This is a genomic window from Dyella acidisoli, assembly GCF_030160295.1.
In the GTDB taxonomy this organism is placed as follows: Bacteria; Pseudomonadota; Gammaproteobacteria; order Xanthomonadales; family Rhodanobacteraceae; genus Dyella_B; species Dyella_B acidisoli.
In genome coordinates, this window is sequence record NZ_BSOB01000017.1 from 357,605 (window position 1) to 381,977 (window position 24,373).

The following is a 24,373-nucleotide window of genomic DNA, read 5'->3' on the forward strand; positions in this document are numbered from 1 at the left end:
GTCACGCTCCATGACTGCTAAGCAACGCCTTTTGTCTATGCGTTTCTCAGTACAGGGGCAGAAGGTTAGGCGACAAAACGGGTGGCAATGCGTATATCGCATTGGCATGTAGAGGAATGCGGCGAGCTAAGGGTTTGCGGGCGGTGGCACGTATCCACTCCCAGCCTCCATCGCTGTAATAGAAAACTATGCTCAGTGGCGCTTTTTTGATTGTCAGCGGCAGAAGCACGCAGTTGGATCTGATCGGAAATCCTAGCTTTCTTACGTGCAACCATCAGCAAGGGAGGCATTCATGGGTGACGTCAAAGCACCAGCCGGCGGGCTGGCCAGCAACTCAAACTATCTGATCAACAGTGACTGCAGCGCGGTGACCGGGCTGACGGTTTCCATCAAAATTACGCAGGAGATATTTGTCCCTCTAGGGATGAGTTTTCAGCTAAACGCGTACTCGGCTCAGAACGCAAACTGCGTCTACCAGCAGTACGTGTTTATGTTTGTCGTCTCTTCGGGCGGCAATCCCAGCATTAACTGGATGATCGACAACTGGCCGTCGGTCAACTACGGGCAACAGCTAAAACTTCCGCCGAACTTCAACTTCATCAACCATCAGGGGCAGCTATTTAAAATGGGCAGTGCAACGCCCACCCTGCCGGCCGGTTACAGCTTGACCATCGCCTTAGCAAATGATGGGGCGGGCAATGTCACCGGTGTGACATTTAGTATGGACGACGGCCACGGCCACACCCCTAGCACGGGGCTGATCGACTTGCTTGGCCTACCAGTGACGGGCTCTCCTATCGGAGCGAAGGTCGACTCGACTGGCTTGGCGCCGATCCACGCTTTTGAGCTCAACATCGTCGGCCAGGACAATGGTGAGGTGACCCTGCTGCAGAGCGGAGCGGGGACGATTACTTATGCGGCAACCAGTCCCCTGACGGTGTCGAACAGCCTGCCTGATTGCGTCTCGGCCGCAGGCACGGTGACGGAAGAGACTTCCAACTCTGTTTATGGCGGTCTGCCCGCTGGACCGAGCGCGTCGACGACGCAGAGCTTCAACGCGCCCCAACCGACGATCCCTCCGGGTGCACATCTTGCATCCTCTCAGCGGTTCGGAGCTGCGGCGCAGACCGAGGTCTACATGATGGGGGGAGCCGGTCAGCTACAGCAGTTTCAGGTCACGGGGACGGGTGGCTGGAGTGGCCCTACGGGCTACGGGCCGGCGGGGCTGGCCCCACCAGGTGCGGCGGTCGCTGCTTCGGAACAGTTCGGTGGCGGCGGTCAGACGGACGTGTTCACCGTCGGGAACAACGGTCAGCTGCAGGTCTACTGGGCGAAGGCGAACGGTGGCTTCAACGGGCCGGTCCCGATCGGCCCGACGGGCTTTGCCCCTGCGGGCGCGCATCTGGTAGCAAGCCAGGAGTTCTCCGTCACCAATCAGACCGACGCCTTTGTGGTGGCCAAATCAGGACAGCTCTCGGTGTTCTCTGTGCAGAGTCTCGGTAACTGGAGCGGCCCGAGACCGATCGGTCCGTCCCACTTTGCTCCGCCCGGCGCTGGGTTGGCCGCAGGCCCGCAGTTCGGGTGCCCGAATCAGACCAATGTCTGGGTGGTGGACAGCACGGGCCGCCTGGTCGTGTTTTGGACCAATCAGCCGGGACAGTGGAATGGTCCTGTGCCGATCAGCGCGGCAGGCTTCGCTCCACCCGGCGCGCGTCTAGCGACCAGTCAGCAGTTCGGCTGCGATAACCAGACCAATGTCTGGGTAGTGGACAGCACCGGGCGTCTGGTCGTGTTTTGGGTTGAGAATGCGGGGGCCTGGAACGGCCCCGTGGCGATCAGTGCACCGGGCTTCGCGCCTCCGGGTGCGTCTATGAGCGCGATCCAGCAATTCGGCTGCGACAACCAGACTGATGTATTTGTGGTCGACGTGAACGGACGGATGAACGTCTTCTGGGTCGAGAATGCCGGATCGTGGAATGGTCCTGTGCAGGTAAGCCCGCCGGGTTTCGCCCCCCCGGGTTCACCGGTGACAAGCTCGCAGCAGTTCGGTGCGAGCAGCCAGACCGACCTGTTCTGCGTGAACAACGCCGGACTAGCGACGGTCTCCTGGGTTCAATCGGCTGGTTCATGGGGTGGGCCCGCGCTTATGTGACCGTTTCAGTGAGCAACGTCAGGAGCTCCCATGAAAAAGTCGAAGTTCACCATTGGCACATGTTGGTGCATAAAACTCCCTCATAACTCCTTGATGTAATGGAGTGAAGAGGCACGATCCGTATAAAAATTATCTCAGGCAAGTATTTGATTTGAGCGGTAACCTGCCCAGACTGTTAATCAGGGGTCGTTGGTTCGAGTCCAACTTCGGGCGCCATCTACTTTCCGCAGGGTCTTCCCCGATTTTTGTGGAAACATCTAACCCCGCGTCAATGCGGGGTTTTTTGTGTCTGCATGTTGTGTTGGCGGGTTAGACGTAGAGCGCTTTCACGTAGGACTCATGGAGCCGACAGGCTTGGATCGACGAACCGCTGCCCACTTTGGATCGTGCGGATGGCATTCATCAATTCAGGCAAGGGGAGTTGTTTGTGCGCGACACCCGCGGCGCCTGCTTCCAGGCAGGCGGACACGCGCGTTTCATCGATGCTCGCGGTCAAGACAAGGATGTTGAGTCCTGGGTTCCGCTGTTTCAACGCAAGAATGAGTTCGTGGCCGCTGATGTCGCCCGGGGCGAGCGCGTAGTCCTGTACCAGCACATCGGTGGACGAGGATCCAAGCTCCCGCAGCGCCTCGGCACCTGAGGCGTAACTTCCAGCCAGGATCAAGTCCGGTTGCTGTTCGATGACACGGGCTAGACCTAGTCGAACCAGCGCATGATCGTCAAGAAGGGATACTCGAATGCTTTGCGTAGCGGCGGCCATGACGGATTTAGGCTCCTTTGGTGCGGCGCGAACGGTGCGTAGCCATTCTATGCAGGACTAGTTGCACTGTCTGTCCGCGTAAGGACGCCGCGGACGGACGCTCTCAGCGGTGGATGTTCAAGCGCAGTTGTCTTTCGGCGGATGCTTATTCGTTTGCGATGGAGGAGCAGTGGGCAACTCGATGCCACACCACAGCGCCAATTCGGACTGGAGTACTGATAGCTGTAGTGGCTTCTTCAACAAGCCGTCTATGCCGCATTCGATACACCGCATGCGGTGATCGGCATCCGTGGATGCCGAGAGTGCCAGAATAGGCGTGTGGTGATGCGTTGTACTTTCACGTTCGCGGATCATGCGTGTCAGCGTATAGCCGTCCATATCCGGAAGATCGCAGTCCATCAGGATCATGTCGAAGGATTCGATCTGATGCAGCCGTAATGCGGAAGCAGCATCCATACAGGAAGTTACCCGGCAGCCGATGGATTGAAGCTGCTGCTCGATAACGAATCGATTCGCCGGATGATCTTCGACAAGCAGGATCGAGGCGTGCTTCTGCGACGAGAAGGTTTTGCGTCGAGGCAGTTCGGCTATGGACCTGGTGGCGGGCGAGACTTGATCGGTTGATGCCGGCATTTCGCCAAGGGTAACCGGTACAGTGAACGACACCGTGGTTCCGACGTTCACTTCGCTATGCAATTCGATGGTGCCACCCATCAATTCGACGAGCTGTCGACAGATATTCAGACCGAGCCCGGTACCGCCATAACGGCGGGAAATCGTATTGTCGGCTTGCGCGTAAGCTCGGAACAGGCGATTGCGGCGCTCGGCGGAGATGCCGATACCGGTATCCCGCACCTCCACCGACAATTGCGCCGGCATGTCCATGCCATGGCTTTGATGCAGCGTCATTTCCAGGATGACGCTACCTCGTTCCGTGAACTTGACCGCGTTCGATAGCAGATTGATCACTATCTGACGCAAGCGCGTGGGGTCTGTAATAACGACGGCCCCCGCGGAAATGTGCGATCGAAATACGAGTGGAAGACGCTTGGCTTGTGCCTTGTGGCGGACAATCTCTATGGCATCCTGGCCCAGTTTTTCAAGCTCGAATGGTAGCCATTCGAGCTTCATGCCGTTGACCTCGAGCTTCGAAAGGTCGAGCACATTGTCGAGCAGATGATGCAGAGCGTCTGCAGCAGATGTGGCATTGTCGACGATCTGTTGTTGCTTGCCATCGAGCCGGGTTTGCTTGAGCAAATCCACGGACGAGATTACCGCACCTAATGGCAGCCGAATCTCATGACTCATCACTGCGAGAAAAGCTGCTTTGTCACGTTCGCTACGAACGGCTCGCCGGCGATCTCGGCGTGCGATCAGGAATAGGGTAATGAAAACCATCAGCGCTACCAAAGCGCTTACTGCTTGTAGAACATGAAAGCGGATCAGTACTTGCCACGATGGCGCACCATAGTCGGTGTCGTCCATCCATTTGGCCATCATTTCGTCAGTTTGTTTGGCAGTGAGCGAAGCCAGTGATTTGTTGATGATGGACAACAGCTCAGGCGTGTCGCTGCGCATGCTCATGCGAATGCTGAGCAGGGCGTCATTCACCGTGCCGGAAACGTGCAATGTATTGAGGTATTTGCGCCGCCACAATGGCATCAGTGCTGCGTCCATATCGATCGCCGCATCCGCTTTGCCTTGCACGACGGCATCCAGAGCTGCTTCGGCGTTCGGGCTTGGCACTAGCGTGATGTCCGGAAAGCGTTCGAGCAGAAGCTGTCCGAAAAAGCCTTGGCTCCGTACTGCCACGCGCTTGCTGCGCAATTTTCCAAGATCGAAGATCGTGGGTGCAGAATCGCGCGTGATGATCACGGCAGTGCCCACGAAATACGGGTCGCTGAGTACGACGTGGGGATCCGGCGCAGTCTTGGAAACATCTTCGGAGGCGACGGCGGGAAGCAGATCGACATTGCCGCGATCCAGCGCTCGCTGAGCTTGGTGCGGCTGTGCAGGGTCTATTTCCAGGACAGGTTGAAAACGCAATCCGCTGGTATGGGAAATGGCTGCAAGGTATTCGACCGCCAAGCCGGAGACTTTGCCGTTCTCTATATATTCGAAGGGGTGCCAATCCGGATATCCCGCGTACTTCACAACCGGATGCGCAGCCATCCACGCCCGCTCTTCGGGCGTGAAAAGCTCCTCTGTCTGCGACTGACTGATCCCAGGCACGAGAAGGCATAACATAATAAGTATCCGGCGCAGGAGCGTGAGATCACCGTCAAGTTGACCAATCAAGACGAGAAGTCGCCGCTACTCGTGCAAGCCTGGATCGATGACGGCAATGAGAAGAGTACGCCGGATCAGCTCCATGTACCGTTCCTCCTGACGCCGCCCGTATTCCGCATCGACCCCGGTAAAGGGCAAGCGCTGCGGGTGTCCTACCTCAACGATAAATCGCTGCCGACGGATAAAGAGTCGGTGTTTTGGGTAAATGTGCTGGAAGTGCCGCCCAAGCCCAAGGCCGTCAATAGTCAGCAGCCCAATACGCTGCAGTTGGCCTTTCGCACGCGCATCAAGCTGTTCTTCCGTCCCAAAGATCTGAAAGGTAATGCCGCTGATGCGCCGGGACAGCTACGCTGGAAGCTGGCGACAGATGGTGCGGAACCGGCACTGGTTGCGGAAAATCCTAGTGCCTATTACGTCTCGTTTGAGAGCGTATCACTGGTTATTGATGGTAAGGACATCAAGAGCGAAAGCCCTCAAATGATCGTGCCCGGCGGCACGCAGCGTTACCCGCTCAAGGATTTTCACCCAGCCGCCGGCGCAAAGTTGGAAGTGCATTTCAAAAGCATCGACGACTATGGTCAATTTGTTTCCCACACGGCGATGTTGACGCCATAACGGCGTAAAGAAGAATCTCGCATTGGCATCCCGGCACCGCATTTGTCGGTCACCATTTTCAACAGGGACCGGCGATTTGCACGTGCGGGCTTTTGCTCAGAATAGGGTGCGTCTGTTTTCTAACGTTACCGACTTCAAGCTGAGCGAATCGATGGCGAGCAAGGGGACGTTCTGGCAAGACGATACCCAAGCCTGGCAAACGAGCGGCCTGAGTCAGATAGACCACATGGATGATACGGTGTGCATCAATTTGCACATGTCGAGCTTTTCGTAACGATCTTATTCGGTAGGCCGTCTCTGTCATTTAACTTACAGGGTGTGTCGCCGGGAAGTCGCCGTCATCGATCAAGATGCAGTCGACAAGGGCAATCTGGAAAAGTTGAAAATTCTGGCTTGTCCGGGCATTGAGAGGATGTTGGACACCTTTCCTTCGGCCAAACTGAGGTGAGTTGGTTGCCCGGCGCTATGCTTGCCTGGCTCGATAAGGATCACGGTTTGGCTGATGTTGCTAGCCTGACAGCGATACAGTGAGATCGTAGGGGGAAGCTTTTTAGACGTTCGGCGTTCGTCCATGACGGGAACTGCATCCGAATCACTGCCGCCATTCTTTCAGGGAGTAACGCGTTATGGTCACTTCTCAGCATCCGTCCATCGCATCGGACTCGTATGCCGCAACCGGCAAGCCGGCCATGACGATCAGATTGTCTGGGAAAGATCGGCATATTCTCGTCGAATCGATCAGTCGCGACCTCGAAAGCATCGACGGTGCCTTGCGCCGGCATGACCAGTCCGGTCTGCTGGAATGTATTCATTCGTTGAAAGGCGCGTTGTTTATCGTCGGAGAGCACTCGGCGGCCAACGATTGTGGCATGGCTGAGCAGGGCGTTCAGACGGGAGGTCTGGACAAGTGCGAACGCGACATCGAATACCTGAAGTCATCGTTGCGCCGGCTACTTCAGCGCTACACCGAAAACAGTTGAGCCGTTCAATCTGCACGATTTCGAAGCGACGTGTTCAGACAGCAGACGCGTCGCTCTCGTTCTGCCACTGCACTGCGTAGCGAATTCGGTCGGCACGTCCTGCATGGGGCGATTGCGACTCACACCATTCAATCCGACGGCCGCGCTGGTGGCGGCCCGCCTTTGCAAAAAGCGTCGACGATCCACGAATACAGCCACTATGCCGACGGCGAATGGCCATCACACGCACATAAAAATGGCCCGTGCACGTCTTGGAGGGCACCGGTGTGTCCGACCGGCGGAGGTGGCGTCGTGCACGGGCCTGTTTGCATGGTGGGACAGGCTGGTAGGGGCGTCTTGGCGAAATCCGGCATCTAGGATGCGGATTCGTGCACAGATGCTGCACTCTCGACCGATGTGCTCAGGCGGCTGTGATGACGGCCATAAGCGAAATACACCAGCAGGCCGAGCAGCAGCCAGAGCGTAAAACGCCAATAGGTGATGGTGGGCAATCCCCAAATCAGCCAGCAAGAAAAGCCCACGCCGATCAGAGGTACCAGCGGCACCAGTGGTGTGCGGAAAGGACGTGTCATGTCGGGATGGCGCCGACGCAGTACCGCCACTGCAGTACAGATCACGATAAAGGCGCATAGCACACCTATGTTCACCAGTTTGGCCAATTCATCGAGTGGAAACATGCCTGATGCAATCGCCGTGACAGCACCCAGCAACAGGGTAGTGCGGTGTGGTGTATGCCAGCGCGGATGTACTTTAGCGAACCAGCCGGGCAACAGGCCGTCGCGCGACAGCGCGAACCAGATCCGCGCGCCAGCGAGCAGGTTGGCGAAGATTACGCTGGTGATGCCGCAGATCGATGCCAGCGAAATCGCCACCATCACTTGTGGCAAACCAATGGCGGTGAACGCACCCGCTACCGGCGCGGGAGTGTTGAGCGTGGTGTATGGCACGATACCGGTTAGCACCAGGCAAATGGCGAAATACAACGCCATCGCAATACCGAGCGACAGCAATACTGCGCGCGGCAGATCGCGTTGCGGATTGCGTGATTCTTCCGCGGCGGTGGTAAGCATGTCGTAACCAAACACCGCGAAGAACACCACGGCCGCACCGGTGACTACACCATGCACACCGAACGGCATGAACGGATGCCAGCGCTCGGGCTTCACATAGGCAGCGCCGGCTATCACGATGCCCGCCGCCGCGGCGATCTTGATTGCCACGATCGCCGTATTGAAGCGCGCGCCCCATTGCATGCGCGTGGCGAGCAAGGTGGTGATCAGCAGTGAAATCACAACCGCGGGAAGGTTGAACAAGCGCCCCGGCGCACTGCCATAAGCACCTTGCGCCCATACCGGCAATGGCAAGCCCATGGCATCCAGCAAGGCCTGCACGTAACCCGACCAACCCACCGCAACTACAGCAGCGATCAGCGCGTATTCGAGCAGCAAGTCCCAGCCGATGATCCAGCCGGCGAACTCGCCAAGCACAGCGTAGCCATAGGTATAAGCGCTGCCGGATACGGGAATGAGCCCGGAGAACTCGGCGTAGCAGAGTGCAGCCGCACCGCTGGCGATGCCTGCGAGTAGGAATGACAACACCACTGCCGGTCCTGCTTGCGTGGCGGCAACTGTACCGGTGAGCACGAAGATGCCGACGCCGATGATGCCGCCCAAGCCGATGGCGGTGAGCTGCCAGAGTCCAAGCACACGTCGTAGCCCGCTGCGTTCCCCTGTTTCCTGCTGCATGGCGGCGACGGATTTGCGCCGGGTCATGTCGGTCCACAAGCTCATGTGATGTTCCCCTGTGCCGAATCGTCATTCCGGCGAAGGCCGGAATCCAGTGCAAATATGCGTCCGAAGGACACAAAACTGCTTTCGAGTGCTTCGCACGACCTATTGAAACTGGATTCCGGCCTTCGCCAGAATGACGAGCGTGGTGCGTCTGCGCAAATTGGATAACTAGGGCTGTGCATACGGCGACTCCCCACCCTTGGCAATGAACTGATCGATCCGCCGATGCAACACCGGCAACGGTACCGAGCCAGTAGAAAGCACCGCATCATGGAAGGCGCGAATGTCGAACTTCTCTCCCAGCGCCTTTTCGGCACGCGCACGATCCTCGCGTATTTCAATCTCACCGAGGTAATACGACAATGCCTGCCCCGGCCATGCGATATAGCGATCCACCTCGGTGTCGATTTCATGTTCGGCCAACGCAGTGTTCTGGCGCAGATAATCCCGCGCCTGTTCGCGCGTCCAATGCAGATGATGCAGGCCGGTATCCACCACTAGCCGCGCCGCGCGCCAAGCTTGATAGCTCAGATAGCCGAATTGCTCATAAGGCGTCTGGTACATGCCCATCTCCTGGCCCAGGTATTCGCAATACAAGGCCCAGCCCTCGCCGTAGGCGGAGATATAGGTGTAGCGGCGGAAGTCGGGCAGTCCCTGCATTTCCTCGGCCAATGGCATCTGCAGTGCATGGCCAGGCGAAGATTCGTGCAAGGTGAGCGCCGGCAGCGAATAGAGCGGGCGCGAAGGTAGATCGTAAGTGTTGACCAGATAAATGCCCGGACCGCCACGTCCACCCGTATAGATTGGCGCAAGATCCGGTGGCACTGGTTTGATCGCAAAGCGACGGCGCGGCAAATGGCCGATGTAGTCGCCTACCTTCCCATCGACTTCCTTGGCGATCCAGGCTGCATCCTTCAGCAATTCATCCGGCGTTTTCGCGTAGAAGCGCGGATCGGTGCGTAGAAACTGGAGGAAGTCGGAGAAGCTACCCTTGAAGCCGGTCTGCTTGATGATGACCAGCATCTGCTGATGGATGCTGGCCATCTCTTTCAAACCCAGCGCATGGATGGCATCGGGGCCCATATCCAGCGTGGTGTATTCGAGAATCTTCGATCGGTATAACGCTTGGCCGTCGGGCAAGTCCTCGGCAGCAAGCGTGGTGCGCGCATGCGGCATGTATTCATTGCGCATGAATGCCAGCAGCTTGGCGTAAGCGGGAATGACTTTTTGCTTGATGGCTGCCAAGGCTTGGGCACGCAAAGCGGCTTGTTGCTCGGCTGGGACACTGGCCGGCATCTGCTTGAACGGAGCGTAGAACAGATTCTGCTCGCCTTGCGCGTCGACCACGGCTTCGATCGATTGATCGCGCCCTTTCAAGATGATTTGCGGGTGCGTGAATCCGCGGGCCAAACCCAGCCGCATGTTGGCGATCTGCTCGTCGAAGTAACGCGGTATGTCGCGCAGCTTGCCGAGGTAATTCTGATAGTCCTTGGCGTTGGCGAAATGATCACGTGCCGCGAAACCGAGATCACTCCAGAATGCCGAGTCGCTATTGAACGGCATCTGCCAGGTTTTGAATGTCTGATCACTCTGCAGCGTTTCGATCTGCTGCTTGTAGACGGCGTAGTTGACCTGGTCCTCTGCGCTGAGCTGCGCTTCGGGAATGGCGTCGAGTTGGGAGAGGACGTTGTTCCAGTACTGCTCGCGCATCGCCTGCGTCGCTGCATCTACCTTCGGCAAGTGGTCGGCTGTCTTGCCTTGGCTGTCTTCGTCGTCGGCACCGGCGAATTGTTGTTGGCGCCATTGCCATTCGTGGGTGTAGAGATCGTGGAAGGTTTGGTCGGCGTCAGTTGCGGCGAGTACGGGTTGGATAACGAATAGCAAAAGAAGATACGTGGCGAAGCGTTTTAGTCCTTCTCCCTTCGGACTTCGGCATCTGCACAACTTTCCAGAAGCCCCAATGTACCTAGTCGTCATCCCAGCGAAAGCTGGGATCCAGTGACTTTGGTTTTTCGATGTGTCTAAGCGAGGCTGAAAGGCGCTGGATCCCAGCTTTCGCTGGGATGACGGTGAGGAAGGTTTGAACCTCACAATAAATGTGTAGATACCTATGCCCTTAGGGAGAGGGAGGCGTTTCGCGCTACGCAAGATCACCATCCGTCCACCGCCCGTCCACCATGCGCTGCACGGCACCAGGATTACGATTGCGCAACTCCTGCGGCAACAGTGCTTCAGGCACGTTGTCGTAGCTGTGCAACGCGGTGAAGCGGCGAATCGCAGCCGGCATGCCCACCGCCGTAAAACCAGGATGACTGGTGCTGGGATACGGACCGCCGTGATTCATCGCCGCGCTTACAGCAACACCGGTTGGCATCTTGTTGGCGATCAATCGACCGATCTTGTTGCGCAATATCGGCGCGATCGCTTGCCACGACGCATCGTCGCTGCCATCAGCGGGGCGATAAATCGTGCCGGTGAGATTGCCTTCAAATGACGCGGCAATACGTTGCATAGCCGTCAGATCTTCCGCGCGGACGATCAGGCTGACCGGGCCGAATGCTTCGGCCTGCAAACTTTCCGCGTGCGCCAGGAACACTTCGCCATCCACACCAAGCAAGGTGGGCTGGAATCGATAACCTTCGCCCGCGTTGCCACCGACAAGCAGCTCCGCACCCGCTGCGCATAGGCCGGCTATAGCGCGCGCAAGATTTTGCTGCACGCCGCGGGAGAACAACACCTTGGGTTCCGCCTTGGCGAACAGTTGCGTGGTTGCACCGACGAAGGCATCGCCCTGTTCACCCTTGGGCACAATCACGATGCCGGGATTGGTGCAGAACTGGCCGCTTCCCATGGTGCATGAAGTGAAGAATTCCTGCGCCAATGCATCGCCGCGTTCGGCTAACGCGCCAGGAAGCAGAAAAACAGGATTGACGCTCGACAGTTCCGCATAGATGGGAACGCCAACTTTATCGGCTGCCGCTTTGAGCGCGAGACCACCGGCGCGGCTGCCGGTGAAACCGATCGCGCCCAATCGAGAATCACCCGCCCATGCCAAGCCAAGTGCATTGTCGAAGTGATACAGCATTTGCACCGCCGTGGCCGGCAATCCCGCTTCAAGCAGCGCAGCATGCGCAAGCTGCGCCAGTCGCTGACTGGTGGCCGGATGCGAGGGATGCGCCTTGGCAATCACCGGATTACGAGCAGCAATGGCCGATGCAAAATCGCTGCCGGCGATGGCATTGAAAGCGAACGGGAAGTTGTTAGGCCCGAACACCAGCACCGGTTTGCTGAGCGGTGCGCGATGCGCGCGCAATCCGCCTTGCGTGTCGATCACCGGATCAGTCCAGGCGTATTCGCGCACAGCCTTTGCGGCGAGGCGCAGCTGATTGCTGGTGCGCGGCAACTCCACCGTGCGCAAGCGCGGTTCCACAGGCAATGCGGTTTCCGCATGCGCCAAGGCCACCAGACGATCGGCATCAGCCTCAATCGCGGCCGCGTAGCGTTCCAGGAAATCGGCGATCTGTGTGGGCGGTGCAGCGCTCAACGCATCCGCAACGTCTATCGCGGCGCGCATGGCCGCCTCGACATCCGCGGCGCCACTGATCGGAAATGTGGGACCAATGGCTTCCGCGCGAACAGGATCTTCCGCGCGAAAGCCAGCTTGCGCATCCAGCGATGCGCACCATTGGCCGCCGACAAGCACTTGCTCGAGCATGCTCATATCAAACTGCCGGTAGAGTCGCGATGGCGTGATCGATGATCTTGAGCGCGTGCTCACGTTCAGTACCCGCCACCGGCAGACGCGGTGCGCGTACGCGTTCGCTGCCCATGCCGGTTTTCTCCTGCACCAGCTTGATCAGTTGCACGAAGGTTGGCACGGTGTCGAGGCGCAACAGCGGCAGGAACCAGTTGTACAGCGTTTCGGCTGCCTTCGGTCCGCCGTCGCGTGCGAGTTCGAACAGTTTCACCGATTCTTTCGGATACGCGTTTACCAGACCAGCGATCCAGCCCACCGCACCCATTGCTGCGCCTTCGACGATCGCATCGTCCATACCCACCAGCAGTTGCAGGCGATCGCCAAGTAAGGCGCGAATGCCGGCAAAGCGGCGCACGTCGGCGGACGATTCTTTCACCGCTTGCAGATTCGGAAATTCCGCAGCCAGTTCGGCGATCTGCGCCGGTGCGAAATCGGTCTTATAGGCCACAGGGTTGTTATAAAGCATGCACGGAAGATCGGTGGCGCTGATCACTGCACGCACGTGCGCACCCATCTCGCGCCAATCGGTCGAATACACATAGGGCGGCAACACCATCAGGCCGCCGCAGCCAAGGGCTTTCGCTTCTTTCGCCAGCTTCACGGCTTCGCGCGTGGAAAGCGCGGCGATGCCGGGAATCACCGGCGCGCGGCCTTCCAGTGCTTTCACCAGCGTGCGCAGAATGTCGAGCTTCTCCTCGAAACTCAGTGTGGCCGCTTCGCCCAGCGAACCCAGCGGCACGATGCCACGGCAACCTGCATCGATAAGGTGCTTCGCGTGTTTGGCAAGAAAAGCATGATCGACTTGGTCGTCGGCGGTAAACGGAGTGGTGATGGCGGGCAGTACGCCGTGCCACATGGATGCGTTGCTCATGGGATGGATCCTTGGCTACAGGAGGAATGGAGTTCACCCAGCGTGGCGAGCCGGGTCGGAAACAGGGGAGGGCGTAGACCGCTGCGTGGAAAACGGCCCAGTTCTGCGAGCGCCGTACCGCACACGCGGCCCTGGCAAGCGCCCATGCCGCAGCGCGTGGCAAGCTTGGCATTGCGTGCGTCGTCGTAGTCTTCCAACGCGCGCAGCGGAACGTCTTCACAGCGACAGATCAACGTGTCAGGTTCGGATAGATCGTGGATATACGGATCGAGCGCGAAGTATTCGCGCAACGCTGCCGCGAAGGTGCGTGCATGATGTTGCTTGCGCAAGAGCGATGCACCGATCGAGGCGTTGGTGGCGGCGAGGCCTGCAATGCGGCCTTCCAACCAAGCGCAGTCGTGTCCGCCGATACCGCAGACTTCGCCAGCAGCATAGATATGCGGAACGCTAGTGCACTGCATGGCATCGACCTCGATGCAAGGATGCGCGCCTTCGTATTTCATGGCGCAACCGAGCGCATGGGCCAGCTCCACGTTTGGTACCAGGCCATAACCCACGGCGAGCTGATCGCATTCGAAGCGTTCGACGCCGCGTGGGCCATCCACTTCAATCAACTGCAGCGTGCTGTCGCCCAATGCACGCGTCACGATGCTGCCGCAACGATAGGGAATGCCTGCCAGTCGTGCGCGCAGCGACACGGCCTGCAAGGCTTTACCGGGCCAGCGCCATAGCTTCTGCGCAAAGTTATGCACTGTGGCGGCACTGGCTTGCTCGTAGATACCTAGTACGTGCGCACCGTGTCGCTTTGCGGTTGCCGCCACTGCCAGCAGTAGCGGACCACTGCCGGCGATCACCACGCGACGTCCCGCCAGCGGCCAGCCCTGTTTCGCCAGCGCTTGTAAACCGCCTGCGCCAGTCACGCCGGGTAACGTCCAGCCAGGAAACGGCAGCAGCAGTTCGCGCGCGCCGGTGGCGAGGACCAGTGCGTCGTAGCTGATACGCCATGCACGGGATTCGTTTTGCAGTAACAGTTCGCTTGCTTCCGCGGTGACGACTTGCGTCTGTGGCATCCATGTTGCGTTCGCATGCTGGGTGACGTATTCGATCACGCGCTGCGCACGAGGCGGCCAACCATGCTCGACATCCCGGCGCCACACTTGGCCACCGGCCGTGGCTTGTGCGTCCAGCCATGCCACACGCGCACCGTGCGCAAGCGCGGCTTCGGCAGCGGCCAATCCCGCGGGGCCGGCACCGACAATGACAACGTCGTAGTGCTCAGTCATCGGTAACCACCTGCATGCCTTCGTGCACGGCGATCATGCAAGCGCGTTGTTGTGCAACGCCGTTGATGCGCACGCGGCACTCGAAACAGATACCCATGCCGCAAAACGGTGCACGCGCATGGCCTTTCACAGAGCGGCGGAATGGGCGCTCCACTCGCGCGATGGCGGCGGCCACGGTGATGCCAGCCGGCACGTCGAGCGTTTCGCCATCGATCTCGATACGCACCGTGCTCATGCAGCCACCCGCGCGGGATCGTAAGGACGCGCATCAATCGCCGTTGCCCGCCCCAGCCATTGATCGATCACCAACCGCGCGCTGCCCAGCGACGTGGTGATGCCCAAACCTTCGTGGCCAGCGGCGACCCACACGTTCGATTGCCCTGGCACGTTACCCAGATAAGGCAAGCCATCCACGCTCACGGGGCGAAAGCCGGTCCAGATACGCAATGCATCGAGCTGACGCAGGCGAGGCAGAAAACGGAACGTTCGCTCCAGCATGCGTCGGACCATCGGCATGGAAACATCCGGCGTATCGCTGCCGTATTCGCGCGAAGAACCGATAAGAATCTGTCCAGTTGGCCGCGGCTGTACGTTGAAGGCGACGCTGCTGTCGTCATGGCCGTGCGCACTGTCCGCATAGCCCAATTCCAGCAACTGATGATGCACGACGCCAGGGTAACGATCGGTGATCACCAGATGGCCTTTGCGGCCGCGTATCGGCAACTGCGGCAACAGCTCGGGCAATGCACAACCGGTGGCGACCAGCACTGTGCCTGCGAGATGCGTTTGATCCGCCAACTGCACGCCGTGATGAGTGATGGCGATGACACGGTTGGTATGCAATTCGGCGCCGCGCGCACGGGCTCGATTGAGCAGATGATGTGCCATGCCGGGCGGATAAACGACGGCTTCGCGCGACACGCGCATGCCGCCGCACAAGTCGGGTGCGAGATGCGGTTCCAGTCGATAAAGTTGTTCGCGATCGATCAGCTCAGCCTGCACACCCGTTGCTGCGAGACGCGCCAGTTTTTCTGGAATTCGCGCGAACTCCGCTTCGTTGCTGGCCACCCACAACGTGCCGCATCGGCTGTATTCGATCTGCTCCACACCGGTGAAGCTTTCCCACAAATTCAGCGAGTAATGCGAGAGCGCCAGTTCGGCGGGATCGTCATCCATCGCGACAAGATGGCCCATGGCCGCTGCGGTGGCCCCGCCGCCGATGGGACCAGGCTCGACGATCGCCACGCGCAGGCCCTCCTGGCTGGCGTAGTCCGCGCAGGCTGTGCCAACGATGCCTGCGCCGACGATGATCAGGTCGTAACTCTTCACGCGTTGCCGATACCCCATGCCAGCGGATCGTCTTCGGCGTCGATCAGTAATTGGCCTTGCGCGGTGATGTGTGCGCTGCCGGTGATGCGCGGAAGTACGCCGCGCGAGCCCGCCGTGTATTGCGCTTCAAACACACTGCCGAGAATGCCGCCTTGGCGCCACACTTGTCCCGACGCAAGTTTGCCGTCGGCAGCCAGGCAAGCCACTTTTGCGCTGGTACCGGTGCCGCAGGGCGAGCGGTCGTAGGCCAGCCCGGGGCACAGCACAAAATTGCGCGCGTCGGCATCGGCTTGCGGAGAAGGCGCATTGATTTCGATATGGTCAATCTCGCCGTTGTCGGCACCGCGGATGTTTTCCGCTTCGAGCGCAAGGCGAATCGCTTCGGTATACACCGTCAACGCACGTTGGTTGGCCAAGGTGAGCGGAAGAGGACTATCGTTGCTGATGAAGAACCAGTTGCCGCCCCAGGCGATGTCGCCGGTCACCGTGCCGTAGCCCGGCACATCCAACACTACATCTTTGGCGTGACGATAGCTTTCCACGTTGTCGATCGCCACGCGGCCATCCGCATGCAGTTCGATGCCCACCATGCCCACCGGTGTTTCCAAGCGGTGCTTGCCAGGCGTGATGCGCCCGAGGTAGTGCAGCGTGCGAATCAAGCCAATGGTGCCGTGACCGCACATGCCGAGATAACCCACGTTATTGAAGTAGATCACCCCGGCGCAGGCGGACGGATCGGTTGGCGGCAGCAACAGCGCGCCCACCATGGTGTCAGAGCCACGCGGTTCACAGGCGATCGCCTGGCGCCAACGGTCGTAGCGGGTACGGAACAATTCGCGGCGCTCGGCCAGCGAGCCGTTGCCGAGATCCGGGAAACCCGTCAGCACAACCCGGGTAGGTTCGCCGCCCGTATGTGAGTCGATGAAGTCGATGGTATGCATGCTGGCATCTTCGTCTTCACATGCCGTAAGCGTCTAGTAAAGCTTATGGACCTTGTATGCGGAATTCGGCATAGTCGGGTGCATGGTGCCGCCAGCGAGCGGGAAGCGTTCAGCGGCGGCTAAATGCCGTGGCGACTTGGCCTGAGAGGCCATGGTCGTGGCTTTTGCAGACATCTCAGTGCCTCGCTGCAGTCATCCGTCTTATGAAGATTTCCGCCGATGAACTGGAACGCTTGTTCGACGCATTGCCGGATGTGGTGTTCTTCGTCAAGGACACGCTTGGGCGATATACCCACGCCAATCTTACCTTGGTGCGCCGGCTCGGCTTGAAGCAACGCAGCGAGGTGATCGGCAGATCCGTCACCGAACTTTTTCCCGCCACCATGGGCGGCTCCTACGCAGCACAAGATCGGCGCGTGCTGGCCGGCGAAATTATTGAAGACCAACTGGAAGTGCACATCTTCGCCAACCGCGTTCCCGGCTGGTGTCTGACCTGCAAACGGCCGCTGCGTTCGCGTGGGAAAATTCAAGGCTTGATCGGCATCTCGCGCGATCTGGGTATTCCCGATGGCAAGCATCCCATCTATGACCGCCTGAGGCGTGTGCTGACCTACATGCAGGAGAACTACGCCGAGGGAATCCGTGTACAGGCGCTGGCTGATTTGGCCGGACTTTCCATCGCGCAACTCGAGCGGCACTTCCGTCGCGTGTTTCAGCTCACACCGCAGCAATTGCTGACCAAGTTGCGTATCGAAGCTGCGATGCGGTTATTGCACACGGACGAAACGGTCGCATCGATCAGCATGGCGTGCGGTTTTGTCGATCAGAGTGCATTCGCGCGCCAATTCAAGGCAACGGTGGGCATGTCGCCGCGGGTGTATCGGTCGATCGCGAAAGTCAACGAGGGCGACTCGTAGGTTGGGTTACCCCGGATCAAGTCCGGGGTAACCCAACGAACAACGACGCACACGTCATCATTTCGTCATGCGAAAGCAGTGGGCCTTTCATAACGCCGCTTCGTCTGCATTTGCGATATTCCACGATGGCGTTGCGATATTTGTCGGGTAGTGAGTGAGGTCCCATAAATCGCGTCCAAGCCGTTTGAAACGAAAGGAATATGTGTAGGTGGGTGATAAAATCCGTGCATGGGGAATTCAGTTTTCTATTTCGACGATTTCTGCCTTAATCCCCTCGCACGGGAGTTGAGTCGGAACGGTGAATCGATTGCGCTTGCAGCGAGCGCCTTCGATTGTCTGGTGTATCTGATCGAGCATCGAGAACGTCCGGTCGGCAAGGACGAACTGATTTCAGCGGTGTGGGGACGTGACGACGTCAGCGACAATCTGCTCGCGCAGACCATCGTGCGCTTGCGGCGTTCATTGGGTGATGCCGGCAACGAGCAGCGTTGTATAAAAACCGTGCCACGTGTCGGCTATCGTTGGATGCTGGATACGCAGGTCGTGTCCCAGGGTTCTACCAAGCAGGCTGCCGCACAGTCGCCAACGTCCAACGTTGAAGCGATTAGTGAAGCTACGACGTTGAAGCCTTTGCGCAGCAAACAGGTTCGTCGCCCCCTTCTGGTGGCTTTGCTGGCCACACTCGGCTTGGCGGTTGCCTACTGGGGTTGGCAGTTCCATCAAGCCAAGCCCGCCGCGACCGCCATGCATTTCGAGCAGGGCACGGCCATCGTGTTGCCTGCCGTGGTGAATGCATCAGCAGATTGGAGCTGGCTGCGCCTTGGCTTGATGGACATGCTCTCAAGCCGATTGCGGGAAGCCAATGTTCCGACGGAGAACAGTCGCAACGTGCTCAACCTGCTCAATCGGGCCGATGCGGAAGGCGGCGCCAAGCTTTCCTCGTTTGCGCTAGTTGTCACGCCGAACGTGACGTTGTCCGACAATACGTGGCATGTTCATCTGGATGCAAAGAGCCGCGAAGGGCGCATCTGGCAGGCAGAATCGTCTTCCGCCAATGTCTTGAGCGCCGCACGTGCGGCGAGCGATCTGCTCTTGGCACAGCTTGGCTTCGGTGGAGAATCCAAGCCGGGTTCCGGCACTTCGCGGCAGGAATATCTATTGCGTGTCGAAGCTGCGCAGCTTGCCGGGCACCCCGATCTTGCGCATGAACTGATCGACAAGGCGCCACCCGATGTGCGCGAAACGCCCGAATTTGCCGTCATCCAAGCCGACTTTCATTGCGACGAAGGAAAGCTGGAGCCCTGCGAACGAGCGTTGAATGATCTGCTCAAGCAGTTGCCCGCGGACAAGCAACCGTTGCTTCGGGGAAGGGTGCTTACGTCGCTTTGGTATATCTACTATCGCAAACATCAGTTTGCCGAGGGTGAAGCTGCATTGACCGAGGCGGTGCGTCTTCTACAGGCGCGGAAGGACAACGAGGCCCTGGCCCTGGCATACCTCGATCGATCGCATCTGGAGTTCTTCGACGGCAAGCCGGACGAAGCCACCGCTGATCTCGGTCTTGCCCGCATCAACTACAAGCTCGCAGGCGATACCGTGGGGCAGGCGAAAGTGGATACCGCCATGGGGGAGATCGCCATGCGGCGCGGGCAATTTGACCAAGCGCTTTCCCTGGAACAGAGCGCGTACGAACACTACCAGCGCATGGGCATGCGGCAGCTTCTTTCCACACCGCTGCAGGGCCTGATCATGTCGCACAAGATGCTGTTGCAGTATGCCGACGAACTCGAAGCCAGCGACCGCTACTGGCCGTTCGACGAAAAAAACATGGAGTTTTGCGACGACAACGTGCGCAGCGAACTCGTCATACTGCGTGCGTTGGCGCTGGCCGATAGTGGCCGTACGTCGGATGCAAGCACTTTGCTGCAGCAGTTGAATGCGCAGCCGAAGCCTGACGATGATCCGATCCTGTCAGCTTGGGCGAATATATTGCTGGCCAGGTTTGCCCTGGAGCGCGGCGAAACTCAGGCGGCTCAGGCGTGGATAGCAAAAGCCTTTACGGGATCGGCACTGGATCAGGACGACGACCAGCGCGATTACGCCGAGGCGATGCTTACCAAGGTCAATGTCCTGCAGCGTGCCGGCAAGCTCGACGAACTCAAACACACGGTGGCCACTTTGCAAGCCTGGGTGGGGCATCGCAAAGAACTGGATGATTGGACCGACATTTTCGTCCTGCGCGCCAACGCTGCTCAAGCGTGGAGCGAAGGACGGCGCGAACAAGCACTGGAGCAACTGCGGCTCGCTATGATCAAGGCGGACAAGCTTGGCGTGCCCGATCTCATCGTCGGCGTCGGTCAAGCTTATGCGTTGGCTTTGTTGAGTGCGGGCAACGTGGATCAAGCCGTTGCGATCAGCGGTCGGCTTTCGACATGGAGCAACGTGGATTGGCGTGCGGCGTGGGTGGAGGCGTGCACGTATCGCGCACTGGGGCAGATGGATGCGTGGGAGAAACAGCGCAATAAGGCGCAGACGCTTGCGGGGGATCGCATGCAGCTCACGGAGCCGACGTTGTTTTCGTTCTGATTTTTGCGTCCTCTTCACCTTTGGGAGGGGCGCCCGATGAGGGCCGCAAAGGCGCATCACAATCCTTCGACTGTCACTCTGGCCTTCTGTGCGCTTGGAGTTCGGCCCGATTTGTGCTTGTCTAGCGGACTCTGCCGCCGGCGATAAACGGAAGACGATAGGTGCTGTTGCTGCAAGCGAACCCCTTTCCACGCACAAGTCAGGCGCTTCCCGTGGGCGGAAGCGAACCGGTCATGCGCGGCAATGGCGCCCCGAGTCGACAAGAAGTGACGCAACGGGTCTATCTATGTGCGCCGGCCGCGTTTCGGGCTAGGCGACTGGGCGGCCCCGTCGAGAAGGTTCTGATCGCAGCTCCTTGCGGATGGGCTCGGCAGCGACGCATCACGCAGCGCCATCGGCGCGCCGCAGAGACTGCGAAGGGCCTATCCGGACTGGGTGCTTTGACTGCACTGCCGTCGTGGCAGGCAAAACTATCCTTCGATACGCCGCATTGGCTGCCTGTCATCAAGCAGCAAGCGCAGATGTATCGTGTGCCGATCATTAGCGGTTTGGGCTTGGCAGCGGGCACTGCCGCGGTAGCGATCGGCATCCATGCCTGGCATGCGAGTGCAAACACTCCGCTTGCGGTAAGGCCAGCGAATGTGACGAAGCCGCTGGCCGTGGCTGCACCTGTGCGGCCATCAGTCTCGTTTGCGGACGTGACCGGCGCAGTGGTGAGCGTGCCCGCGCGGCGAATGGCGCTTACCAAACCGAAGGAATCTTCGACGTCGACACTCGGCCTGGCCAGTGATGGCACCATCGTCGTCGTAGCGGAACCACGCGCCGTGCATACCGGTGGCTTCGATCTGGACATCACGTCGCCGAGCAGTCTGTGGGTCAAGGCTGGTGCGCGTTATCGCATCGATCCGGTATTGATTTATGCCGTGGCGTTGGTGGAAACGCGTGGCACGCAGCCGGATGGTTCCGTGGCGCCCAGCCCCTGGATCGTGCGCATCAATGGCCATCTGCACAGTGGCTCGCGTGCAGAAACGGAACATGCCATTGAATTGGCGCATCTGCTGGCCGTGCCGGTGCAAGATGTCGGCATCATGCAGGTGTATTACCCGGTGCATCGCGACATCGAACCCGATCCCATCGCGCTGCTCAATCCAGCGCGCAACATCGAGATCGGCACGCGCCTGCTGCGCAAGGCCATGGGCGAAAGCAGCGATCCAGTGCTGCGCATCGGCTACTACCACAGCCATGACGCCACGCTGGCGCGCGGTTACGGGGAGCTGGTGTTGAACGTTTACAAGGAATTGAAGATGGCGATGGGAAGGTCGCCATCGCGTGCAGTGGCATTGGCGTCGACAAAGACCGCGCAATCGGGTGGGTAGCAGGCGCACCTATTTCCATTATTCCCTCATGGCCGTCATTCCCGCGAAAGCGGGAATCCATTTTCAAACATGCATCAGAACAAAGTGGATTCCCGCTTTCGCGGGAATGACGGCCATGAGGTAAAGTGAATGCTTCGGCAAACCTCTCTGGTGCTTAGAGGCTAACGTCTTGCGTCGCTGAGGCAGAGCGCTCGTCTGTCAACGGAAAAAGCACTCCTTGAACGGAAGCGTGGCGGCACCCGTTGCCACCGCATCGAACGGTGTCTGCGCGTACATCATGCGAGGCACAGGGCGTGCGTGGCCGCGCCGCGATACGTTGTCGATCTCGATATGTGGAATAAGCCGATTCGCGAGATCCTCCGGAATTCTTCCGCCGAACACGATGGCCTGCGGATCGAGAATGGCGACAACAGCCGAGGTGATCACCGACAAGCCGGGTGTTACGCGCTTGATCCACTGTTCGATGGCTGGCCAACTCGGGTCATAGTTATCGACCATCGATTGGATATCGGGCAGGCTCAAGCCATCCTCGTTCAACAGCGTGCGCAGCGTTTCCAGTGCGGCGCGCTCCAGTCCCAGCCGAGGCAGCATGCCGGCGAATTCGCCGGTGTTGCCGTGGGCGCCACGTATGCAACGGCCATTCATCACCACGCCGCCGCCGAAACCGTGGCCAAAATAGAAATAAGCAAAGTCGCGATAGTGGCGACCAAGGCCGTGCAGGCTTTCGCCGATGGCCGCAACGCTGCCATCGTTGTCCAGCCATACCGGATGATCTAGCGCATCGGCAAAAAGCGCATCCAGTTCCACCAGGGCGAGCTCGTCCAGCGGCGAAGGCGGATTGACCTTGGCACCGTCGCCGATGAAAAAGCCAGTCATGCCGATGCCGACGCCGAACAGGCGGCGCTCATTGACGCGAGCCTTGCGCAACAGGCGTTCGACCAGCGTACGCACGCGCCGTAGCAACGCGGCGCGGCTGAGCGCCGGCATCGGCTCGCTATGGTGAGCGAGTACGTTGCCAGCAAAGTCCATCAACGCCAATGCAATGGAATCGGTGGTAATCGACACGCCCACTGCATAGGCATAGTTGGCACGCAGGCTAACCGCCATGGCAGGCTTGCCGCGGCCTTCCTGTGGCACCGCTTCGCCGAATTGCAGCATACCGCGCTCGACGAGTTCATCCACCAGACGCATCACCGATTGCGCGGTAAGGCCGGTGGCGCGTCCCAGTTCTGCTCGTGTGGTGGTGCCGCTTTTGCGGACGAGATCCAGAAGATCTCGCTCGTTGGCGGACACCATGACCTCGGCGTCATCGCCGCGTAGAAAACCCGAATGTAATTCGCCTGCAAACGGAATGGGGGCCGACATAGGCTCTTATGCAGTTCAACGATGGGTCAATTATGTCACTGTGCGTTGCGAAATCCTCATTTCGACTTGTTGACACAGTTGTCCCAAGTCGCCAATCCATTAGCGCAAATTGTTGATGGGAACGTCACGGGGACACCCCGATGCGCAGCCCCAAATGATTGCCTACCGGGCGTTCCCGACCTGGAATGCCGGTATGGATGGGGCTGTTGGCGATCTCCAGTTTGCCTTGTTGCCGCAACACCATGGTGGACGAGCCGCCGCCGTCCATATTGATGGCCGAATCCGCACCCAGTTGCCGCATCAGCTCAGTCAGCTCGGGCAACGTCATGCCTTCGCTGTAATGCGGTTGACGCCCATCCACCACAATCCACCACATCTTTCGCCGCGCCTTGTCCAATGCAATGGCCGTACGCGGCTCGGTGTCGTAGTAGTAATCGTGACGCTTGCTTTCCAGCGGTAGCACCTTGCCGTGAATCATGAGTACGGGACCTGCACCGACGGCATCTGTGGTTTGCCTGGGGCAATGTGAAGTGGTGATCTGCACGTCACGCGCGTGGATGCACACGGCGCCGTTCGAGCGCGGATCAGGACTGGCGTAATCCGAGTCCAGGTGTCCATGCGCCATCGACACGCCATCCACGACTACTCCTTGGCCGAGCGCGGGTACGTATGCCTTATCCAGCAAATGCCCGCCATCGAATGGACGGAAATACGTGGCATTGATGGCGGCATCCAGGTGTTCGCGCTCTACAAATGCAGTCGTCTTTTCCGCAACGAATTCGTTGCCATCCTTCGGTGTGCCCGAGTTGACGACAAAGGCGAGGCCCGGCGTGTCCAGATCGATCTCCAGAACATGGACCATCATCGGCCGCGGTTGCGCTATGTGCTGGTGCCAATAGCGCAGGCCTGGCTGGAGCGTGATGGGCGAGTTGTTGCCCTCGGGCCGCTGCAACATGGGTTGAACCAGCACGCGTGCTTCTGCAGAAGCGTTGTGGATCAACGCCTGCACCTCATCCAGCAAGGATGGAGCAACTTGCAGCAGCAGATGCGGTGCGGGCTGCACGCTTAGCGCATCGGCCAATGGCACGCAGTCTGTGCTGGCCTGGCACGGTGTATCTGCGTAATTCGTTGCGGCGTAGAGGTTGCCATCCGAGCCTTTGCGCACAGACAAGATCATGAATGGAATTTTCTTGTGGGCGCATTGCTGCAGCGCGCCCAGTACGTCGTTGGGTCGCATGTCCCAGCACGTGGAACTGGCTACGACGGGAATCACGCTTGCAGATGCGTCGGATGTGGTCGGTTGCGATTCGCTTGCATGCGTGGTGCTCATCACAAGGGCAGTCGCTACGCATGCATGCAGCA

18 protein-coding genes and 1 pseudogene are annotated in these 24,373 nt (G+C 59.2%); 7 read left to right on the forward strand and 12 right to left on the reverse strand.

Annotated features, from left to right (window positions below; translation table 11 throughout):
• The first annotated feature begins 292 nt into the window (after positions 1–292).
• Positions 293–2,152 (forward strand): beta propeller lectin, encoded by a 1,860-nt coding sequence (locus tag QQJ86_RS10850; protein WP_284320954.1) that lies wholly within the window; start codon positions 293–295, stop codon positions 2,150–2,152.
• 337 nt (positions 2,153–2,489) lie between these two features.
• On the opposite strand, the gene QQJ86_RS10855 is transcribed toward QQJ86_RS10850, so the two are convergent.
• The gene (locus QQJ86_RS10855; protein ID WP_284320955.1) at positions 2,490–2,912 is read right to left on the reverse strand and encodes a response regulator; all 423 of its coding nucleotides are present in this window, start codon (positions 2,910–2,912) and stop codon (positions 2,490–2,492) included.
• 117 nt (positions 2,913–3,029) lie between these two features.
• The gene (locus tag QQJ86_RS10860; protein WP_284320956.1) at positions 3,030–5,159 is read right to left on the reverse strand and encodes a hybrid sensor histidine kinase/response regulator; all 2,130 of its coding nucleotides are present in this window, start codon (positions 5,157–5,159) and stop codon (positions 3,030–3,032) included.
• Positions 5,160–5,177: 18 nt separating this feature from the next.
• On the opposite strand from QQJ86_RS10860, the pseudogene QQJ86_RS10865 reads away from it, so the two are divergent.
• The 3 genes and pseudogenes from QQJ86_RS10865 to QQJ86_RS10875 all read left to right on the forward strand — a co-directional run.
• Positions 5,178–5,504: pseudogene (locus tag QQJ86_RS10865) on the forward strand (fimbria/pilus periplasmic chaperone); the annotation flags it as partial.
• An 81-nt stretch (positions 5,505–5,585) separates the two neighbouring features.
• On the forward strand, positions 5,586–5,816 hold the full coding sequence (locus QQJ86_RS10870) for a fimbrial biogenesis chaperone (protein ID WP_284321010.1): 231 nt from the start codon (positions 5,586–5,588) through the stop codon (positions 5,814–5,816).
• Positions 5,817–6,442: 626 nt separating this feature from the next.
• Entirely contained in the window at positions 6,443–6,796 is a 354-nt protein-coding gene (locus QQJ86_RS10875; protein ID WP_284320957.1) for an Hpt domain-containing protein, read from the forward strand.
• A gap of 353 nt (positions 6,797–7,149) precedes the next feature.
• Here QQJ86_RS10875 and QQJ86_RS10880 read toward each other — a convergent pair whose 3' ends face one another.
• From QQJ86_RS10880 to QQJ86_RS10915, 8 genes are all read right to left on the reverse strand, one after another.
• Positions 7,150–8,586 carry an amino acid permease gene (locus QQJ86_RS10880; RefSeq protein WP_284320958.1) on the reverse strand — a complete coding sequence of 479 codons (1,437 nt, stop codon included), beginning with the start codon at positions 8,584–8,586 and terminating at the stop codon, positions 7,150–7,152.
• Positions 8,587–8,754: 168 nt separating this feature from the next.
• Positions 8,755–10,470 carry a DUF885 domain-containing protein gene (locus QQJ86_RS10885; protein WP_284320959.1) on the reverse strand — a complete coding sequence of 572 codons (1,716 nt, stop codon included), beginning with the start codon at positions 10,468–10,470 and terminating at the stop codon, positions 8,755–8,757.
• A gap of 256 nt (positions 10,471–10,726) precedes the next feature.
• Positions 10,727–12,307: an aldehyde dehydrogenase family protein gene (locus QQJ86_RS10890; protein WP_284320960.1), complete on the reverse strand. Its 1,581-nt coding sequence runs from the start codon at positions 12,305–12,307 to the stop codon at positions 10,727–10,729.
• Position 12,308: 1 nt separating this feature from the next.
• Entirely contained in the window at positions 12,309–13,214 is a 906-nt protein-coding gene (locus QQJ86_RS10895) for a dihydrodipicolinate synthase family protein (protein ID WP_284320961.1), read from the reverse strand.
• On the reverse strand, positions 13,211–14,497 hold the full coding sequence (locus QQJ86_RS10900; RefSeq protein ID WP_284320962.1) for an FAD-dependent oxidoreductase: 1,287 nt from the start codon (positions 14,495–14,497) through the stop codon (positions 13,211–13,213). The genes QQJ86_RS10895 and QQJ86_RS10900 overlap by 4 nt, the downstream gene beginning before the upstream one ends.
• Positions 14,490–14,732, reverse strand: a complete 243-nt coding sequence (locus QQJ86_RS10905; RefSeq protein WP_284320963.1) for a (2Fe-2S)-binding protein — start codon at positions 14,730–14,732, stop codon at positions 14,490–14,492. Before QQJ86_RS10905 ends, QQJ86_RS10900 begins: the two co-directional genes overlap by 8 nt.
• Positions 14,729–15,844, reverse strand: a complete 1,116-nt coding sequence (locus QQJ86_RS10910; protein WP_284320964.1) for an NAD(P)/FAD-dependent oxidoreductase — start codon at positions 15,842–15,844, stop codon at positions 14,729–14,731. The genes QQJ86_RS10905 and QQJ86_RS10910 overlap by 4 nt, the downstream gene beginning before the upstream one ends.
• The gene (locus tag QQJ86_RS10915) at positions 15,823–16,767 is read right to left on the reverse strand and encodes a 4-hydroxyproline epimerase (protein ID WP_284320965.1); all 945 of its coding nucleotides are present in this window, start codon (positions 16,765–16,767) and stop codon (positions 15,823–15,825) included. Before QQJ86_RS10915 ends, QQJ86_RS10910 begins: the two co-directional genes overlap by 22 nt.
• Positions 16,768–16,970: 203 nt before the next feature.
• Between QQJ86_RS10915 and QQJ86_RS10920 the strand changes: the two genes are divergently transcribed.
• From QQJ86_RS10920 to QQJ86_RS10930, 3 genes are all read left to right on the forward strand, one after another.
• Positions 16,971–17,684, forward strand: a complete 714-nt coding sequence (locus tag QQJ86_RS10920) for an AraC family transcriptional regulator (protein WP_284320966.1) — start codon at positions 16,971–16,973, stop codon at positions 17,682–17,684.
• A 228-nt stretch (positions 17,685–17,912) separates the two neighbouring features.
• On the forward strand, positions 17,913–20,270 hold the full coding sequence (locus QQJ86_RS10925) for a winged helix-turn-helix domain-containing protein (RefSeq protein WP_284320967.1): 2,358 nt from the start codon (positions 17,913–17,915) through the stop codon (positions 20,268–20,270).
• A 212-nt stretch (positions 20,271–20,482) separates the two neighbouring features.
• Positions 20,483–21,646, forward strand: a complete 1,164-nt coding sequence (locus tag QQJ86_RS10930; protein WP_284320968.1) for a transglycosylase SLT domain-containing protein — start codon at positions 20,483–20,485, stop codon at positions 21,644–21,646.
• A gap of 198 nt (positions 21,647–21,844) precedes the next feature.
• On the opposite strand, the gene QQJ86_RS10935 is transcribed toward QQJ86_RS10930, so the two are convergent.
• Both QQJ86_RS10935 and QQJ86_RS10940 read right to left on the reverse strand, forming a co-directional pair.
• Positions 21,845–22,942, reverse strand: a complete 1,098-nt coding sequence (locus tag QQJ86_RS10935) for an ROK family transcriptional regulator (RefSeq protein WP_284321011.1) — start codon at positions 22,940–22,942, stop codon at positions 21,845–21,847.
• 193 nt (positions 22,943–23,135) lie between these two features.
• Entirely contained in the window at positions 23,136–24,341 is a 1,206-nt protein-coding gene (locus tag QQJ86_RS10940) for a phosphodiester glycosidase family protein (RefSeq protein ID WP_284320969.1), read from the reverse strand.
• Positions 24,342–24,373: the final 32 nt, after the last annotated feature.